This window comes from Bacillus cereus, assembly GCF_007678085.1.
In the GTDB taxonomy this organism is placed as follows: domain Bacteria; phylum Bacillota; class Bacilli; order Bacillales; family Bacillaceae_G; genus Bacillus_A; species Bacillus_A cereus_BE.
Genome location: NZ_VEDW01000005.1, coordinates 478,160 through 492,246, shown reverse-complemented (window position 1 = coordinate 492,246; position 14,087 = coordinate 478,160). Strand labels below are relative to the sequence as shown.

Genomic DNA, 14,087 nt, shown 5'->3' with positions numbered 1-14,087 from the left:
AACCTTTCTGCTTTAGAGAAGCAGAAAGGTTTATATGCGTATATAACAACATTATCCCTCTCTCTCATCTCTCAAAGCATTTGCTTTGCAGGAATTGGCACCATTTCAACATAAGTTGACGGTTGCCGGGCTTCACAGGGCACAGTCCCTCCACCTCTCTTGATAAGAGAAATCAGATTACATTTTCGTCTGATTTGTAATTTATGAAATTGTCTATATTTTATGAATTGAATTGTATCAACATCCACACACCATGTCAACAGAAATTTTCGCAAAAAATGAAACTTCAGAATTTTAAGCACCTACTGACATCGGTTTACATATGTGAAACATCGATTCAACTAATAGCATCGTTCGATACGTTCCCGAATATTGTACACGTCCATCGTTCATTAACATTTGCAACCTTACATTGCCGTTCACCAATTGTTTTACATCTTCTTCATCTACACAAACGATTTGCTCCGTTCCTCTTTCCTCATGTAGCAACTCTATATAATCTCTTGAAATTTGTAACGAACAACTTTCATCTCCAAAGCGGAAATTAACAGTTTTTTCTCCTTGTCTTAAAAGCGGCTCTAAATGATATTGACCATTAGCGTAATTTACAAATGATTGCAGCAAAGAATATAATTTCACCCTAAATCACATCCTTCATATCACTTTCTATTACACATACCATTCCCTCTCACTAAAGAGCAATCCTGTTACTTTCGCTCGACAAATACTGTAACCACCCTGCATCTCGACATATTTCCCGAGAAATATGTCGAGGCGGCAAAAACTTTGCCGCCTACTTTAACTCCGTATATAAATATTCAACCGAATGAAATGCATATATCTTCTTCATGAGTGTCCCATCTTCAAAAACAAGTAAACACGGTACACTTTCGATTCCATACTCTTTCGCTAAATGCGGAGCATAATTTAAATCTAACATTCCAATTTGGAGGTCTTCAATTGTCATCTCAACGACTGTTAACATCTTTTTTGCTAATTGGCATGTTCCACACATTGGAGTATATACATATAACACTGTTTTTTCTTCGTTCTCTATTAGGGCTGTTGCTTCGGCTCCTGTCCAGTCAATCACTTCTATCATTCCTTACCGTAAATATTCTGTATAAACGTCAATGTCAGCTCCCCATAATACATTTGCTAAGTGTGAAGATGGCGCAGTTGCCACTTCTCGGTACGAGCGATCAATATAAATATGCTCTGCTTGCGGAAATTCTTTTCGAAATTGTTTCCTTAACTTTTCTCCAGCATCATCAGCATCCACTAGTACATACACTTCCTTATCAAAAAACTGATCAATGAGCTCATCCATTTTCGACAAACCAATTGTACCATTTGTACAAACAATTTCCACCGGTTCACGAATAATAGATTCAATCTTTCTTCTATCTGATTTACCTTCTACAATAATGACTTTTTCTACATAAATCATATGTCATCACCCGATCACCATATACTATACAACCTTTAACTTAGTATATAGTATATTCGTTATTTTCATGTTGTTTCCTGTTTATTTTTGCAAAAGAAAAGCGGAGGCGGCTCGTTCAGATTGTGAGGGGGATGGAGCTTCTGACGTAAAGGCGCTTTTTGCCTTGTAGGAAGAAGCGAAGCCACCGAACAATCTAGCCGCTAGAGCTGGATCATAAAGAAAAGCGGAACCGACTGTTTAGCCCTGTTGGCTAAAGTTCTTTCGCACAGAAGACGCTTTTTGTCTTCTCGTGCGGAAGGTTCTTAGACATGAAGGGCTAGGAGGTGGAGCTGGACAAAGAAAAGCGCAAGCGGCTCGTTCAGAACAAGAGGACATTGGAACCCCTGAACTAGAGGCGCCTTTTGCCTCAAGTGAAGGAGTGAAATGACCGACTGTTCTAGCCGCTGGAGCTGGATCATAAAGAAAAGCGCAAGCGGCTCGTTCAGATTACGAAGTCCCATGAAACCTTACCGAAAAACATTCATTCCCATAATAGCTTATTCAATTGCACCCGATTTTAAATGTATTATGTAACACAAAATAAAAAAGGACAGCACAAAGGCTGTCCTTTAGTCGACTATAATTAGTCTTGGTTTGTCATTTCTGCATATTTTTCTGCAGTTAATAACTTCTCAACTTGGCTTGCATCAGAAAGTTCAACTTTAACCATCCATGCACCCTCGTATGGAGATTCGTTAACAAGTTCTGGTTGGTCACTTAATTCTTCGTTTACTGCTACAACTTTACCACTTACAGGTGCGTATAACTCAGAAACCGTTTTAACAGATTCTACGCTTCCGAATGGCTCGTCAGCTTCGATTGTTGCACCTACTTCAGGAAGTTCAACGAATACGATATCGCCTAGCTCACCTTGTGCAAAGTGAGTAATACCGATAACAACTTCATTACCTTCAGTTTTTACCCATTCGTGTTCTTCAGAGTAACGTAAATTATTTGGAATGCTCATGACTGTACCTCCAGTGAATGTATTAATTATGTAAAAATACCTTATTGGTACTTTTTCCACACACTTTCAAACTGCTCTTCGTTAAAACCAAGTGTTACATTCGTTCCATCTGTTACAATTGGACGTTTAATCAACATGCCATCAGATGCTAAAAGCTCGTACATTTCGTCTTCACTTGCATCCTTTAACTTATCTTTCAGACCAAGTTCACGGTAACGCATTCCACTTGTATTAAAGAATTTTTTTAATGGTAATTCACTTTTTTCATGTAAATTACGTAAATCTTCTTTTGATGGTGGATTTTCAACAATATGAATCATCTCATATGCTACATCGTTTGCCTCAAACCATTTCTTTGCTTTTTGACATGTGCCACACTTTGGATATGAATAAAATGTTACTGTCATAAATTCACCTACTTTTTTACTAACCTTTACCTTTATCATATAGAAAACGTTTTATTATTTCAAACGATTATTCGCTAAACTTTTACTTATTTCGTGATAATTTTTAATAATCCTGCTGATTTTTCTTATTTTTCCGCCATTTGTTAAGAAAAAATAAATATATAATTTTTTTAGATTCTTCTCTTATCACTCGCCGAACATATATCTTAAACAAACGTTTGATTAAATCCCTATTTTTCTTCATTAGCCCTTGATCTGCATCGACTTCTTCCTACCGAACATACATCTTAAACAAACGTTTGATTAAATCCTCATTTTTCTTTGTTAACCCTTGAGCTGCATCAATTTATTCCTACCGAACATACATCTTAAACAAACGTTTATTTAACCATTTCAGCCTATAGTCACAAAACCCGGAAACACTTTAAATGACAAAGACGTACATATAAAAGGGACTAACGATTTTGGCCGTAATAATGAGAGTATTCCATGATGTTGAAGAAATTACTGCATAGAAAAAAGACGCATTTAAATTGATGCGTCTTTTGGAGATGTTTCTTTTGTGAAATCATATAAAGCAATTGCGCCTAAAATAACCAATATATTTTCAGGGGCATCTAACAAAATAGTTCTCCAAGTTTCTGATATTACCCATTTAATACCTGCCGCTGATTCAAGATATGCTTGAAAATAACTGATTGTAAAATCAATTACAAATAAACATACAAGTAATGTTAGACCAAATCGAATTAATTTCTTGTTTTTAAACATGTAACACCTCTCAAAATTCATTGGATATTTCTGATTTCAGTTCATTACATATAAAAATCTCTATATTTAATTTTAACATATAAAAATTCCAAATAAATACAATATGCATATTTGCATATTGAGGAATTACTGTTAATAAAAAAGCCCTACTAGTGTAGGGCAAAGTAGTTTTAGCAATCCCAACAAATAATCACATAAATAACGGAATTAGTTGAACCACTATGTAATAAGGGAAAATCCCAGTTCCTGGTTACCAACCATAACTAATAGCCCGATACTCATTAACTTAACTACTTTTCTCTTTTCCATGATATTTCAAATTCTCCACCATGTTCTTCTGTTATAATTTTAACTTTATATGTATCATCTTTAGACACTTTAATATTATTTTTATTGTTTCCACTATTAACTTCCAATATTGTATTATCATTTGAATCTAAAACATAAGCCTTTATGGTTCCTTGTTTAGTTTTATCAGTAAAAGAAAAGATCCAATTCTCCCCTTTTCTAACTTTCCTATCTTGAGTTGCATATCCAGTAAATTTCCTATAGTCCCCAGATATACTACCAGATACGCTATCTGAAGAACCATGAACTTTACCACCAACAATCGTTCCTTCTCTTGTAAAACACCCACTAAGAACTACCAAACATAGAACAAATAATAATGTATTTTTAATAATTTTCAACATCATTCTCCCTTATCCTCACAATAAATAACGTGATGAATGTTGACAATCCCCTTGTTAGAGTACTATATAAAAGTAAAAAGGAGTAATAAGCAATGAATATTAAAATAGTGGATATATCAGACAAATTATTAGATGGATATAAAGTTTTAGTTCAAGTAGATAGCAATCAATTTATCGCTGATTGGGATGGCGATAAGCCAGAAAAACACGAAAACTATAATGTAGAAATACATATAGATGATGAATTTATATGGAATAGAAATATAACCTTTTCAGATAAAAATGCAAATGCAATAATTCAGAATAGTAAAGGCTTTAAAGTAATTGCTAAGCTAGATTATAACAGTGAGGATAACTTAGCAACACTAAATATCTACGATAGTATAATACTAATTGATTTAGAAGAAATGGAGCAAGATATAGAAAATGAATGGGTAGAAATGCAGTGCACTTCAATTAAGATATTTAATACTAATTTTTAAAAGAAACCCATTACATAACTATGGCATAGTCGTTATGATGTAGTGAGATATAGAAAGAGTAAACGAGTATATAAATAAAGATGTTTGTATGCATATGAATATCCTACTGCAATTCCTGCTTAAGCAGACGCCACTAGCCAATACCAATCACAAAGGGAGATGTGGAACTAACATTATCACCCCTTGATAAAACGAGCTAATATTGGATGCGCTTCATTAAAACTTCATAATTAAATCCGCAATTGCTGATATAAAATTATAAATCGGTATCACTACTCTCGCATACGTTGTAAAGCTTGCGTGAACTTCTCAATCATATTTTTATCTGTGCTTCTGCATAAAAAATAAGAAGCCTCTTATACAGGCTTCTTCATTATCTATTCAAATAATCTGCAATTGTTTGAAATACGACGATATACATATTATGAATGCTTTCTTCAGTATTTCCACCATTCGATAAACCAACTGCCCATTGTTGTCCTTCACCACTTCCGATATTTGCAAATCCTTGCGTATACATAGCATTTACATCTTTTCGGGCACTGTTATACTCTATCCCTTTTGTAATAAAAATCGAATATGATTTATCTTGTAAACCGATAAAAAACACCGGTTTTTTTAGTGATGAAAATACATTTTTATACTGATCTTTTGAGGCTTCTTGAAAGTGATCTTTCATTATTAAAAAACCATCTACTTCCTTAGATTTCTTTTCCAGTTCCTCTAACTTCATTTCCTCAAACTTTATATTCCTAAACGTATCTTTCGGTTTCTCTCCAACAACTCCAATTACGAGTGCTCTTCCGTTATATTCTAATTTCTCTCCTTCTTTATCCTTTGCACACCCAGCACCGACTAGGCATATCAATATAAAAAATAAGAAATACGATAAACGCTTCATTTAGCACCCTCCCCTTCTTTTCAGTCAAGTGACAAAAACGTAAGGTTAATTCAAGAAAATGTAAGTAAAATCGATAGCCCAAATTACGTTTCTATATTATAATCAATTGAATTTACTTACATTACTAAATATAGGAGATTATCATGAAGAAATTTAAACTTTCATCTTTTCTTCCGTTAAGTTATATACTTCTACTCGTACTCGTAAGTCCCCTTTACGATGTATTAAATAAATCTACTGTACACGCAGTAGATGTCACAACTGTAGTAGATGATTGGATTCCATTTGTGAAAGCATTTATTATTCCTTATTTACTCTGGTTTCCTTACTTATACGGCGCACTTATTTATTATTGCTTTGCGGATCGAAAACAATATTATGTCACTTTAAGTAGTATCATTCTTGGAAAACTTGCTTGTTTTTCTATTTATTATTTTTGGCAGACAACTGTACCACGTCCAACAGTCGTTGGATCCGACGTATTTTCCGAACTAGTCCGCTATATTTATAGTATAGATCAACCGGTAAACTGTTTCCCTAGCATTCACGTTCTGACTACCTTTGTCATTATGTTAGCTGCCTTTAAACGTAGAGAACAACATGCTTTTGAATATTACATTCTTACCTTCTTCGGTACGCTTATTATTTTATCAACGCTATTTACGAAGCAACACGCATTTGTAGACGCCATTTCTGGAATGACGCTTGCAAGCATACTTTACTTCGGCGTTCAGCTTTTATTAGCAAAAGAAACGGTACGTGTTCCAGTAAAACAAAATCATAAAATGTAACATAACAAAAAAAGCAGACTGTGGCTTCCAGTCTGCTTTTCTCTATATAAAAGGAGATTTTCAATTTAAGATTGCGGTACAGTCATATCACCAGAGTGAATACGACCTGCTTTTTTAAGAGCAATGTAAAGTATATAAGAAACAGCTACTGGAATGATGATATAAGTGATTACCATCGCTGGGACAACTTCCCATCCTTCGCTAGAAATTAAATTAATTGGTGCGATAAGAGAACTTAATCCAAGACCTGCAATTTCTTTTCCTGCTTCCAGTTGGAAAATTAATGCGGATACTGGACCAACTATAGCACTGGCGACGACAGTTGGGACGAGAATCATTGGGTTTTTAGTGATATTTGGCAACTGTACTTTCGGAGTACAAAGTGCTTGAGCTAATATGCCGCCTAAATTGTTTTCTTTCGCTGAGATAACAGAGAATCCGATAAACTGGGCTACGCATCCTGCAAGAGCAGCACCACCTGCAACACCGTCTAAACTAAGTGCGATCGCTAACGCAGCTGATGAAGCTGGAGAGATAAGTAATAATCCCCAAACTACTGCAATAACGATAGAAGCGATGAACGGGCTACCAGCTGAGCTATCTTTAATAAATGCTCCAACTGTATTTAAAACGGGAGTAATATTATGAGATAACCAAATACCGACTAAACCAGAACCTAATATTGCCGCAAATGGAACGAGCATCATATCTAACGCAGTTTTTCCACTTAAACGTTTACCAATATATACAGCTAAAGTCGCTGTTAATAATGCACCGATTGGCTCACCTGTTTTAATAATTAGACCTGCTTCAGTAATTGAAATGGATCCCGCACCAATCGCTCCAGCTACCATAGCCGAGAAGATTACAAGACCATTTGCACCGAGCATAAAAGCAATTCCGGCACCAATGGCTGGTGCCATAAGTGATTTTGCAACAACTCCGATTGTAATAAGTAACGGAATATCAACAATTCTTCCTATATTTTCGATTAGTAAACCAATTCCAAGGGATACGAAAATACCTTGTGCGATTCCAGCAGATGCTTTAAATACACGAGACATTATATATTCCTTCATTTGTTTCACCTTCTCCTATAAGTTAGTAACCAATTGTTTTCATATAATCACGTAAAATATCGTTTGATTTTGCGAATCGAGATTCTTCATCCTCTGTTAAGTTTAGTTCTACAATTTCTTTTATACCGTCTCTAGTAATAATAGCTGGTACTCCTGTGCAAATATCATATTCACCGTACTCCCCATCTAAAATGGCTGATACAGCAATGACACGGTGATCATCGTTAAAGATTGAGCTCGCAATATATGCTAGAGAATTTCCGATTCCGTAATAAGTAGTACCTTTTCGTTTATAAATTTCCCATCCAGCTTTTGCAGTCTTCTCAACAATTTCATCTAAATCTATTTCACCAAATTTGTCTTTTTTCTCTTCTAAAATTTGTAGAATTGGCTTTCCACCAACAGTTACGTGAGACCAAGCAACCATTTGAGAATCACCATGTTCTCCTAATGAGTACCCATGAATACTACGAGGATCTACATGTAACATTTCAGATAAAATTGTTCTTAAGCGGGAAGAATCTAGTGATGTACCAGTACCAATCACACGATTTCTAGGTAATCCAGATAATTTCCACACTTGATATGTAATAATATCAACTGGGTTCGATGCAAGTAAGAAAATACCGTCAAATCCACTTTCCATTACGCCGCCAACAATACTTTCCATAATTTTCGCACTCGCTCCTAAAGTATCTAAACGACTTTGCCCAGGCTTTGGTGCTGGTCCTGCTGTAATAATAACGATGTCCATATCTTTGCAGTCTTCATAGCTTCCTGCATATACTTTTGTTCTTGTATTTGTAAAGTTAATGCAGTGTGATAAATCCATTGCTTCCCCAACTGCACGTTCATGATTTATATCAATTAATAATAGCTCTTCGCAAATGCCTTGATTCACAATGGAATATGCACAACTTGATCCAACTAATCCAGTACCGATAATTGCAATTTTTCTTGTATTTCGTTTCATAGCAATCTCTCCTAATTGATCATATAATCTATTTCTTTTGTTCTTTACACTCCTAATTATAGAGATTCCCACGATAGAAACCATGGATACTTTGTGAAATATTGAGCAAAGTTTTTGTCCTTTTTGTGAATTGTTATATTCCATTTTCGTCATATTTGTTACAACTGGAAAAATATTTATTATATATTTATTGACATACACAAAAGAAAAAAACGAGCGACTTCATTCGCCCGTTTTTTCATCCCATTATTCTGCACTTAATTGGCCTTTTAATTGCTGTACAATCATTGGGTTAGCAGGTGCTGCCGGTTTGTAATAACTCTTTTGCTTTGCGTACTCATACATATTACGTTGACGCATCTCATCTTGATTACGAATTTGAATTAACGTTTGGTGTAACTGTTCATTATCAGACTGAGCAATATAATTTGCATAACTTGTTAAACTTGCATTTAATCCTGCTAAATAATCATTTACCATATCTTTTTCATTCATCCGTCGCTTCCTCCTATCCTAAGAAAGTCATTAATTGCTGTTTCGTATTTCGCGCATCTTGCGCATCCTTTTGTAGCATTTGTTTCAACTCTGGATCTGTACAAGCCTGTGCATACTGGTCTAACTTGTTAATAATTGTTGCATGTCCACCAATTAAATGACGTAAGTTTTCTACTTCAAGCTCTGTTAAGTTTTGCATGGAATACTCCTACCTTTCTTTATTCGTTCACTGTTAGTATTTAGCTATTTTTTGATTGTATACATAAATTAACTTTTTCACGTGCATACAAAATAAAAGATGAATAGCTAAGCCATTCATCTTTTATACTGGTTATGTATTTATTTTTATAGAGATACAATCATACTTATACTCACAAGTAAGTTCCATACAATGTGTAAAATAATACTAGGTATAATAGATTGTGTCTTTTTGTATAACATTGCAAATACCATTCCCATAATCGTTGCCGTAATTAGAAGACCTCCATGAAGAATTCCAAAAATGAAGGAAGAAATAATGATACCAACTAAAAAATTATATTTCTTTTCTAAAAATCGATATAAAATACCTCGAAATAGAATTTCTTCTTTAACCGGCGTAATGATAGCAATACTTAACACATATATAATACTTTGTATGCTATTTTGAAGTCCTAAACCCCCTAATTGTTCCTTTTGTTCTGCTGCACTTTCAAAACTAAACACATGTAACATTAAATATTGTGATACTGCAATGATAATAAAACCAATTAATAGATATAAATATGTCTTCCCATTCTTCAAAACGGATACATCCCAAATGTATTTAATAAAATGAAGAACTGGTTTATAAGCTAATAAAACGATAGCAACAACAATTGCATCGAATAAGAGTAAATAATATCCTTCTAATTTAGTACTTAATGCTTCTTCTCCATAAATCTCAAAGGCTAAACCAAGAAATAATCCTCCTAGGAGTGAAATCCCTATAATCATTGCTATCATTACAAATAGATTTTTATATGTTATATTCTCGATTTTTCTTTCCACACTATACGCTTCTAACACTGTTTTACTCACAGTATCCCTCCAGTTATTCTCATTTATCTTATTAAAATCCTTTAATCGAAATATAAAGATAATATAACAATTTTTACAAAAAGAATAATATGCAATTTTACATATCATGAAAACTTTATATTTTATAGTTTTAGGAATAGGATTGCTATGCAATAATTATTATATGAAATTTCAAAAAACAATTCCTATCCACCATAACCCTCGCATCATATAAAACTTATTAGTTAAAGGAGCAATAAATATGAAAACACATGACTTCCTTACAGAAATCCAGAAGGGCTCTGAACCTAGTCCATATCAAGATCCCATCGCATTCAGTTTCGTTTGCTTTTTCTTAGCGATATATACATTTTTCAAACCTGCAAAATGATATCATTTCATGAAAAAAAACCTACCATTCTTTTCAAATCATATGCACTAAAAAACCTTAGAATCACTTCTAAGGTTTTTGTTTGCCTCGCTTCTTATTCACGTAATCCTTTAATAAACGTTTCCAATAATACATGTAAACTTATATCCAAATCTAACGGTAAACCAAATCCACCCTGCTGTTCAATCGATGCAAATCCATGACAAATACTTCTGAATCCGCGTGTCGCATGAAGTGCATTCTCTCCTTCTAAGCCGTACTGTTGTAAAACGTGAAGACAAAGCTTTACAATTCCGTCACCAGCTTTTCTTACCGCTTCATCTCGTAAAAAGGTTGCTTCATACAGTCCAGGATGTTTGCGTACGAATGCTACATACGCTTCTCCTAAAGCATGAATTGCTTCATCCATACGTTTACCCTCGGCAGCTTCTTCCAGTCTGTTGTGCAGCTGTTCAATTCCGTAAATGCCAAGATTTTTCCGTACATCTTGTAAGCCCTTCACATGATTGTATAGCGAAGGTGAACGTACCCCTAATCTTTGCGCTAATGAAGCTAACGTTACTTCTTGTATCCCATTTGTATCTGCAATTTCTACCGCTGTTTCTACAATTTTCTGTAATGTAAGTCCGATTCTCGGTGACATAAATTATCCCTCTTTCCTACTTTCTATATTCCGCTTAGCTTCCTTAATAGCGAGTTTTATAGCAGTGCTTGGATTCTTTATCATTTTCCCATGTCCTGCCGCAAGCAAGGAAGGCTCATATTCGCTTAGCTTCTCTGCACTTTGTAATGATATTTCTTTGCTCCACGTTGCCATCGCAGGAAACGGAAACCAAAATTTCATTTGTCCCGAAACAGCCATACCGCCTCTCGTTTGAAATGCATCCCCGACAATAAGAGCTTTATTTCGTATATCAAGAAACGACATGGATCCTGGTGTATGTCCCGGTGTCATAATTGCAAGAAGGGATCCAACTCGGTCGCCATCTTCCAATAAAACATCAGGTACCGTTTTTACTTTTTTAGGTACACCGCCTTTTATCGGTATATTCGGTTCATCCTTTTGTAACGTCGTATCTCCTTCTAACAGCTTTGCGTCCCGCTTAGAAATATAGACTGGAACATTAGGAAGTACTTCCTTTAATGCGTCTAATGCACCGATGTGATCATCATGCGCATGCGTTAATACAATCTTAGTAATTGGCTTCCCTATTTTCTCAGCCGCCTGTAAAATACCTTTTGCGCTATATGGCAAAGCCGCATCAATTAAAGTTAAACCATCTTCTTCCTCTACAAAGTAACAATTCACAGGAAACACTCTTGGCAAAAATGACAATTGATATACCGTTTTTTCATGCATCATTCTCATATTTCCATCTCCCTTTTCACAAAAACTAATACCATTAGTTTTATTATACTAATGGTATTAGTTTTGTGTCACTAAAAATTTCATTTTTACAAAAAAAAAGAAAAGTAGCCGTTTATACGACTACTTTTCTTTACAGCTATTAAACTGTGTAACGCTCATCTTCTAAAATTTTCGCAGCGATTTCACGTTTCTTCGGAATTACGTTAAGTGGTGTGTGGCGAGTTAATTTACGTAATGATGATAACATCATGCGCAGCATGTCGCCGTTTTCAACTGCGATAAGTGTTTCTTTCGCATCTGCTTCGATTTCGTTGAATGCTTCTTGGCAGAATACTTCAGTGTATAACACTTTTTGTTTATTCTTTTCAAGGCCAGTTGTTTTAATTGCTTTTTCTGTACGAAGAACAGCTGACTCCATTGCGTATAGGTTGCTTACGATGTCAGCGATATTCACAAGAATTTCTTGCTCTTTATCTAATGCTTTACCGTATTTTTGAGCAGCTAATCCAGCTACCATTAAGCCGATTTTCTTCGCGTTAGTTACTAAATATTTTTGAAGTGCTAATGGCTCATCGCCTACTTCTTCTGGCATCATCATCATTAACTCTTCTTGTAATTTTTGTGCTTTTTGAAGAAGTGGTAATTCACCTTTCATCGCTTTACGTAAGAATGTACCTGGTACGATTAGGCGGTTAATTTCGTTCGTTCCTTCAAAAATACGGTTAATACGAGAATCGCGGTACATTCTTTCAATCTCGTACTCTGCCATAAATCCGTAACCACCGTGAATTTGAACACCTTCATCTACTGTATAATCTAGTACTTCAGAACCGAATACTTTATTTAAAGAGCACTCGATTGCATATTCAGCGATAGAAGCTGCTACTGCTTTACCGTCCTTTACTTCTTCTTCAGATAATGTGCTCATGCGGCTTTCGAATAAACCTACTGTACGGTATACAGAGCTTTCAGCTGCATATGTTTTCGCTGCCATATTCGCAAGTTTTTCCTGAATTAATGGGAAGCGGGCAATTGGTTGTTTGAACTGTTGACGTTGGTTTGCATATTGTGCTGAAATTTCTACTGCACGTTTCGCAGATCCAACTGTACCAACACCTAATTTATAACGACCGATATTTAAAATGTTGAACGCGATAATATGACCTTTACCGATTTCACCAAGTAAGTTTTCTTTCGGTACTAATGCATCTTCTAAAATTAACGTACGAGTTGAAGAACATTTAATACCCATTTTCTTTTCTTCTGGGCTTGTAGATACGCCAGCATATTCTTTTTCTACGATAAATGCTGAGAAGTGCTCTCCATCAATTTTTGCGTATACGATAAATACGTCAGCAAATGCAGAGTTTGTAATCCATTGTTTTTCACCATTTAATACGTAATGTGTACCTTCTGCATTTAAACGTGCCGTTGTTTTTGCGCCTAATGCATCAGATCCTGAACCTGGCTCAGTTAATGCGTATGCAGCTAATTTTTCACCAGTCGCAAGTAATGGTAAATACTTTTTCTTTTGCTCTTCGTTACCGAATAATACGATTGGTAAAGATCCGATACCTACGTGAGCACCGTGAGTAATTGCAAAACCACCAGCGCGAGAGAATTTCTCTGCGATTAACGCTGAACTTACTTTATCAAGGCCAATTCCGCCGTACTCTTCTGGTACGTCAGCGCCTAATAAACCAAGTTCCCCAGCTTCTTTTAAAAGACGAACAGAACGATCAAACTCGTGTTGCTCTAAATATTCAAGCTCTGGAAGAACTTCATTTACGATAAAGTCCTCTGTCGTTTTTGCAATCATTTTATGCTCAGATGAAAAATCCTCTGGCGTAAACACTTGATCAATCGTAATCTCATCAACTAAAAAGCTACCGCCTTTAACCGCATTTCCTACTATTTTTTCCATAAAAATTTCCTCCTTCATATTTTCATAAGCCGCTTCTCTCTTTTTGAAAGAAGCCAGCTCTCAATTTTATTTTTATAAACCTTTGTTGCTCCCATTCTTTGCTTTAGCGTCTTTCTCGTTCTGAGCAAGCCACTTCCACTTTTTATAATCTAGTTCCAGCGGCTAGAACAGTCGGTCGTTTCATCCCTTCCTGTGAGGCAAAAAACGCCTCTTCGTCAGGGCTTCCAACGCCCTCCTGTTCTGAGCAAGCCACTTCCACTTTTTATAATCTAGTTCCAGCGGCTAGAACAGTCGGTCGTTTCATCCCTTCCTGTGAGG

General features: G+C 35.5%; 18 protein-coding genes and 1 riboswitch. Of the genes, 2 read left to right on the top strand and 16 right to left on the bottom strand.

The features are described from left to right. Nucleotides 1–61 precede the first annotated feature (61 nt). Nucleotides 62–169: riboswitch (SAM riboswitch) on the bottom strand. Between the two features lie 125 nt (nt 170–294). The 7 genes from FS742_RS22880 to FS742_RS22840 all read right to left on the bottom strand — a co-directional run bounded on the left by FS742_RS22880 (nt 295) and on the right by FS742_RS22840 (nt 4,326). Further along, entirely contained in the window at nt 295–639 is a 345-nt protein-coding gene (locus FS742_RS22880; protein WP_000781217.1) for a hypothetical protein, read from the bottom strand. Nucleotides 640–793: 154 nt separating this feature from the next. Further along, nucleotides 794–1,102: a thioredoxin family protein gene (locus FS742_RS22875; protein ID WP_186327205.1), complete on the bottom strand. Its 309-nt coding sequence runs from the start codon at nt 1,100–1,102 to the stop codon at nt 794–796. A 3-nt stretch (nt 1,103–1,105) separates the two neighbouring features. After that, complete coding sequence (locus FS742_RS22870; protein WP_000640866.1) at nt 1,106–1,450, bottom strand: toprim domain-containing protein; 345 nt, start codon at nt 1,448–1,450, stop codon at nt 1,106–1,108. Between the two features lie 622 nt (nt 1,451–2,072). After that, nucleotides 2,073–2,456, bottom strand: a complete 384-nt coding sequence (gene gcvH, locus FS742_RS22865; protein WP_000026896.1) for a glycine cleavage system protein GcvH — start codon at nt 2,454–2,456, stop codon at nt 2,073–2,075. Nucleotides 2,457–2,497: 41 nt separating this feature from the next. Further along, the gene (locus FS742_RS22860) at nt 2,498–2,863 is read right to left on the bottom strand and encodes an arsenate reductase family protein (RefSeq protein WP_000218968.1); all 366 of its coding nucleotides are present in this window, start codon (nt 2,861–2,863) and stop codon (nt 2,498–2,500) included. Nucleotides 2,864–3,391: 528 nt separating this feature from the next. Then, nucleotides 3,392–3,634, bottom strand: a complete 243-nt coding sequence (locus FS742_RS22855) for a DUF3937 family protein (protein ID WP_144615261.1) — start codon at nt 3,632–3,634, stop codon at nt 3,392–3,394. 290 nt (nt 3,635–3,924) lie between these two features. Further along, nucleotides 3,925–4,326, bottom strand: a complete 402-nt coding sequence (locus FS742_RS22840) for a hypothetical protein (RefSeq protein ID WP_144615385.1) — start codon at nt 4,324–4,326, stop codon at nt 3,925–3,927. Nucleotides 4,327–4,418: 92 nt separating this feature from the next. Between FS742_RS22840 and FS742_RS22835 the strand changes: the two genes are divergently transcribed. After that, entirely contained in the window at nt 4,419–4,808 is a 390-nt protein-coding gene (locus tag FS742_RS22835; protein ID WP_144615259.1) for a hypothetical protein, read from the top strand. 373 nt (nt 4,809–5,181) lie between these two features. Here the strand turns inward: FS742_RS22835 and FS742_RS22825 are convergent, their stop codons facing one another. Then, entirely contained in the window at nt 5,182–5,709 is a 528-nt protein-coding gene (locus tag FS742_RS22825; protein ID WP_144615257.1) for a hypothetical protein, read from the bottom strand. A 143-nt stretch (nt 5,710–5,852) separates the two neighbouring features. On the opposite strand from FS742_RS22825, the gene FS742_RS22820 reads away from it, so the two are divergent. Then, nucleotides 5,853–6,500 (top strand): phosphatase PAP2 family protein, encoded by a 648-nt coding sequence (locus tag FS742_RS22820; RefSeq protein WP_000713764.1) that lies wholly within the window; start codon nt 5,853–5,855, stop codon nt 6,498–6,500. Between the two features lie 65 nt (nt 6,501–6,565). On the opposite strand, the gene FS742_RS22815 is transcribed toward FS742_RS22820, so the two are convergent. The 8 genes from FS742_RS22815 to FS742_RS22780 all read right to left on the bottom strand — a co-directional run bounded on the left by FS742_RS22815 (nt 6,566) and on the right by FS742_RS22780 (nt 13,769). Next, on the bottom strand, nt 6,566–7,579 hold the full coding sequence (locus tag FS742_RS22815) for a PTS sugar transporter subunit IIC (RefSeq protein WP_000666176.1): 1,014 nt from the start codon (nt 7,577–7,579) through the stop codon (nt 6,566–6,568). A 22-nt stretch (nt 7,580–7,601) separates the two neighbouring features. Beyond that, entirely contained in the window at nt 7,602–8,552 is a 951-nt protein-coding gene (locus tag FS742_RS22810; protein WP_063260499.1) for an L-lactate dehydrogenase, read from the bottom strand. A 246-nt stretch (nt 8,553–8,798) separates the two neighbouring features. Continuing rightward, nucleotides 8,799–9,047, bottom strand: a complete 249-nt coding sequence (locus tag FS742_RS22805; RefSeq protein ID WP_001002985.1) for a spore coat protein — start codon at nt 9,045–9,047, stop codon at nt 8,799–8,801. 13 nt (nt 9,048–9,060) lie between these two features. Then, nucleotides 9,061–9,246, bottom strand: a complete 186-nt coding sequence (locus tag FS742_RS22800) for a hypothetical protein (RefSeq protein ID WP_002112687.1) — start codon at nt 9,244–9,246, stop codon at nt 9,061–9,063. Nucleotides 9,247–9,392: 146 nt separating this feature from the next. Continuing rightward, nucleotides 9,393–10,106 (bottom strand): CPBP family intramembrane glutamic endopeptidase, encoded by a 714-nt coding sequence (locus FS742_RS22795; protein WP_144615252.1) that lies wholly within the window; start codon nt 10,104–10,106, stop codon nt 9,393–9,395. Between the two features lie 464 nt (nt 10,107–10,570). Then, the gene (locus FS742_RS22790; RefSeq protein ID WP_144615250.1) at nt 10,571–11,119 is read right to left on the bottom strand and encodes a TetR/AcrR family transcriptional regulator; all 549 of its coding nucleotides are present in this window, start codon (nt 11,117–11,119) and stop codon (nt 10,571–10,573) included. 3 nt (nt 11,120–11,122) lie between these two features. Then, nucleotides 11,123–11,845, bottom strand: a complete 723-nt coding sequence (locus tag FS742_RS22785) for an MBL fold metallo-hydrolase (RefSeq protein ID WP_144615248.1) — start codon at nt 11,843–11,845, stop codon at nt 11,123–11,125. A gap of 139 nt (nt 11,846–11,984) precedes the next feature. Then, nucleotides 11,985–13,769: an acyl-CoA dehydrogenase family protein gene (locus FS742_RS22780; RefSeq protein ID WP_186327203.1), complete on the bottom strand. Its 1,785-nt coding sequence runs from the start codon at nt 13,767–13,769 to the stop codon at nt 11,985–11,987. Between the last annotated feature and the right edge of the window lie 318 nt (nt 13,770–14,087).

Coding starts and splice junctions, on each gene's coding strand:
- FS742_RS22820 (WP_000713764.1), top strand. CDS start 5,853: ATGAAGAAATTTAAACTTTCATCTTTTCTTCCGTTAAGTTATATACTT.
- FS742_RS22815 (WP_000666176.1), bottom strand. CDS start 7,579: ATGAAGGAATATATAATGTCTCGTGTATTTAAAGCATCTGCTGGAATC.
- FS742_RS22800 (WP_002112687.1), bottom strand. CDS start 9,246: ATGCAAAACTTAACAGAGCTTGAAGTAGAAAACTTACGTCATTTAATT.
- FS742_RS22870 (WP_000640866.1), bottom strand. CDS start 1,450: ATGATTTATGTAGAAAAAGTCATTATTGTAGAAGGTAAATCAGATAGA.
- FS742_RS22805 (WP_001002985.1), bottom strand. CDS start 9,047: ATGAATGAAAAAGATATGGTAAATGATTATTTAGCAGGATTAAATGCA.
- FS742_RS22790 (WP_144615250.1), bottom strand. CDS start 11,119: ATGTCACCGAGAATCGGACTTACATTACAGAAAATTGTAGAAACAGCG.
- FS742_RS22785 (WP_144615248.1), bottom strand. CDS start 11,845: ATGAGAATGATGCATGAAAAAACGGTATATCAATTGTCATTTTTGCCA.
- FS742_RS22875 (WP_186327205.1), bottom strand. CDS start 1,102: ATGATAGAAGTGATTGACTGGACAGGAGCCGAAGCAACAGCCCTAATA.
- FS742_RS22835 (WP_144615259.1), top strand. CDS start 4,419: ATGAATATTAAAATAGTGGATATATCAGACAAATTATTAGATGGATAT.
- FS742_RS22840 (WP_144615385.1), bottom strand. CDS start 4,326: ATGTTGAAAATTATTAAAAATACATTATTATTTGTTCTATGTTTGGTA.
- FS742_RS22825 (WP_144615257.1), bottom strand. CDS start 5,709: ATGAAGCGTTTATCGTATTTCTTATTTTTTATATTGATATGCCTAGTC.
- FS742_RS22810 (WP_063260499.1), bottom strand. CDS start 8,552: ATGAAACGAAATACAAGAAAAATTGCAATTATCGGTACTGGATTAGTT.
- FS742_RS22860 (WP_000218968.1), bottom strand. CDS start 2,863: ATGACAGTAACATTTTATTCATATCCAAAGTGTGGCACATGTCAAAAA.
- FS742_RS22855 (WP_144615261.1), bottom strand. CDS start 3,634: ATGTTTAAAAACAAGAAATTAATTCGATTTGGTCTAACATTACTTGTA.
- gcvH (WP_000026896.1), bottom strand. CDS start 2,456: ATGAGCATTCCAAATAATTTACGTTACTCTGAAGAACACGAATGGGTA.
- FS742_RS22780 (WP_186327203.1), bottom strand. CDS start 13,769: ATGGAAAAAATAGTAGGAAATGCGGTTAAAGGCGGTAGCTTTTTAGTT.